4 protein-coding genes are annotated in these 3,062 nt (G+C 58.9%); all 4 read left to right on the plus strand.

Features of this window, described 5'->3' with window-relative positions; all coding sequences use genetic code 11:
* Nucleotides 1–54: 54 nt before the first annotated feature.
* Complete coding sequence (locus QVO51_RS10955) at nt 55–159, plus strand: hypothetical protein (RefSeq protein ID WP_441295922.1); 105 nt, start codon at nt 55–57, stop codon at nt 157–159.
* Between the two features lie 20 nt (nt 160–179).
* The gene (gene gmd, locus QVO51_RS10250) at nt 180–1,211 is read left to right on the plus strand and encodes a GDP-mannose 4,6-dehydratase (protein WP_022358312.1); all 1,032 of its coding nucleotides are present in this window, start codon (nt 180–182) and stop codon (nt 1,209–1,211) included.
* Nucleotides 1,212–1,223: 12 nt separating this feature from the next.
* Entirely contained in the window at nt 1,224–2,366 is a 1,143-nt protein-coding gene (locus QVO51_RS10255; protein WP_022358313.1) for a glycosyltransferase family 4 protein, read from the plus strand.
* 10 nt (nt 2,367–2,376) lie between these two features.
* Nucleotides 2,377–3,062 (plus strand): glycosyltransferase (locus tag QVO51_RS10260; protein ID WP_288168178.1); only part of this gene is annotated, 686 nt, incomplete at its 3' end.

The raw sequence follows: 3,062 nt of genomic DNA on the forward strand, positions 1-3,062 counted from the left end.
ATCTGTGGCAGCAAGCGGCTCATTGCCGCTGTGGGCATCGAGGATCTGATCGTGGTGGATACGGACGATGCAGTGCTGATCTGTGCAAAGGACAGCACCCAGGATGTCAAGAAGGTTATCGAAAATCTCAGGATCTGCAACCGCAGAGAACTGATTTAATGAAAAGAGAGGGTATACACATGAAAAACGCACTGATTACTGGTATCACCGGACAGGACGGTTCTTATCTGGCAGAGCTGCTGCTGGAGAAGGGCTACAACGTATACGGCATCATGCGCCGCAAGAGCGTGGTGGACTACGGCAACGTGGATCACATCAAGGACAAGCTGCACTTTATCTATGCGGACATGACCGATGAGATCTCCCTGATCAACGCAATGCGGATCTCCCAGGCGGACGAGGTGTACAACCTGGCGGCACAGTCCTTTGTGGCAACCAGTTGGGAGCAGCCCCTGGCAACCGCAGAGATCGACGCCATCGGCGTGACCAACATGCTGGAGGCTATCCGCACTGTCAAGCCCTCCTGCCGGTTCTATCAGGCATCCACCTCTGAAATGTTCGGACTGGTACAGGCAGTGCCCCAGTGCGAAACCACTCCCTTCTACCCCAGAAGCCCCTACGGGGTTGCAAAGCTGTACGGCCACTGGATCACCAAGAACTACCGGGAAAGCTACGGCCTGTTTGCATGCTCCGGCATTCTGTTCAACCATGAATCCGAGCGGAGAGGCAAGGAGTTCGTGACCCGGAAGATCACCGACGCTGTGGCACGGATCAAGCAGGGGGTTCTGGATCACGTTGAGCTGGGGAACATGGACGCAAAGCGGGACTGGGGTCACTCCAAGGACTATGTACGGGCAATGTGGCTGATGCTGCAGCAGGATGAGCCGGACGATTACGTCATTGCCACCAACGAGACCCGGACTGTGCGGGAATTTGTAGAGATCGCCTTTGCGCAGGCAGGCATCCAGGTACAGTGGCAGGGCACCGGCGTGGACGAGATCGGCATCGACAAGGCAACCGGCAAGACCATCGTCAAGGTAAACAAGGACTTCTTCCGTCCGGCGGAGGTACAGCTGCTGCTGGGGAATCCGGCAAAGGCGGAGGAAAAGCTGGGCTGGAAGCGGGAGATCTCCTTTGCAGAGCTGGTACAGCGCATGGTGGACAATGACATGGCGCTGGTGGAAAAAGAGCTGAAAGTGGCTGCACTGTAAGAGGACACGGCTTTGAGAATTGCATTTGACGCAGCGCCGCTGCTGGACGAGCATATGTCCGGCGTGGGGCACTGTGAGGCTGGGCTTGTGCTTGCCTTGCAGCGGCTCTACCCGGAGCATGCCTATATATTCAACTATTTTTCCGTCCGGGGCAGCGCCGGGAAGCGGCAGCGGCTGTCCCCCTACATGCTGCCGGGCAGTGAGACCAATACCCCCACCTTCTCCCCCCTGGTGTACCGGATGATGACACAGTTCATCCCGGTGCCCTACCGGTGGTTTTTCGGGAACAAGGCGGACATTACCCACTACTTCAACTACATTGTACCCCCGGGGGTATCCGGCAGAACCCTGGTGACGGTGCATGACATGGTGATCCGGGCGTTTCCGGAAACCATGCGTGCCCGGACAAAGACCCTGCTGCGGGTGGGACTGGAGCGGTCTATGAAGCGGGCGGATCGGATCATCACCGTATCGGAGTTTTCCCGGCAGGAGATCCTCAAATACTACCCCAGATACGAGGACAAGATCCGTATCGTCAAGTGCGGAGTGGATCTGGACAAGTTCCAGCCGGCATCCCCGGAGGAGATCGAACGGGTGCGGAGCAGCGTGGGACTGCCGGAGGAATATTTCCTGTTTATGGGGAATGTGGAACCGAGAAAGAACCTGCTGCGGCTGATCCAGGCTTATGCAAAGCTGTCGGAGCGGATGCCCCAGGTGCCGAAGCTGGTAGTGGCAGGGGCAAACGGCTGGCGCAACAGCGAGATCTATGAATCCGTCCAGAAGCCGGAGCTGATCGACCGGGTGCAGTTTACCAACTACATTCCGGAGGGGGATCTGCGGGGACTGGTGTGCGGCGCAACCGCATTTCTGTTCCCGTCGGTGTATGAGGGCTTCGGGATCCCGCCTCTGGAGGCAATGGCATGCGGCGTACCGGTGATGGCATCCAAAACCGCATCCCTGCCGGAGGTAACGGGGGACTGCGCCGTGCAGATCGATCCCTATGACCTGGACAGCATGGCGCAGGGCATGGAACAGCTGTACACGGACGCTGCTCTGCGGCAGGATCTGGCTGCCCGGGGACGGGAGCGTGCAAAGACCCTGACCTGGGACGCTGCGGCGCAGGATCTGATGCAGGTGTATCAGGAGCTCATATAAGGAGGCACCCATGGCAGGACTGCGGATCTTGCAGGTGAATAAATTCTATCCTCCCCACATCGGGGGCATCGAAACCGTGGTGCAGCAGGTGTCCGAAGGGCTGAAGGATCGGGCACAGGTGTCCGTACTGGTATGCCAGCCCCGGGGCAAGGGCATCCGGGAGGAATACGGCGGCGTATCCGTCACCCGGTGCAGCACCTGGCGGACGGTGGCATCCTGTCCTGTATCCTTTTCCTTTTTCCGGGCATTTCGCCGGATGGCAAAGGAGGCGGACGTGATCGAGTGCCACCTGCCCTTCCCCCCGGCGGATCTGGCATGCCTGCTGTCCCGGACAAGGAAACGGGTGGTCATCGCCTGGCACAGCGATGTGGTCAAGCAGAAACGGCTGCTGACGCTGTACAAGCCCATTCTCCGGCGGTTTTTGCGCCGGGCGGATGCCATCATCGTTGCCACACAGGGGCATATTGACAGCTCCGCCTTTTTGCAGCCCTATCGGGACAAGTGCGTGGTGATCCCCTACGGCATTGACACTGCCGCTTATCTGCATGCCCCGGCAGCACCCATTCTCACGGAAAAGCTCCAGGGCAAGCCCTTGAAAAAGCTGCTGTTTGTAGGGCGGCTGGTATATTACAAGGGGGTGGATGTGCTGCTGCGGGCATTTGCCAGGACGGAGGGCTGCGCCCTGTTTTTGGCGGG

Source organism: Ruminococcus sp. CAG:379, assembly GCF_000434255.1.
GTDB classification, from domain to species: Bacteria; Bacillota; Clostridia; order Oscillospirales; family Ruminococcaceae; genus Ruminococcus_F; species Ruminococcus_F champanellensis.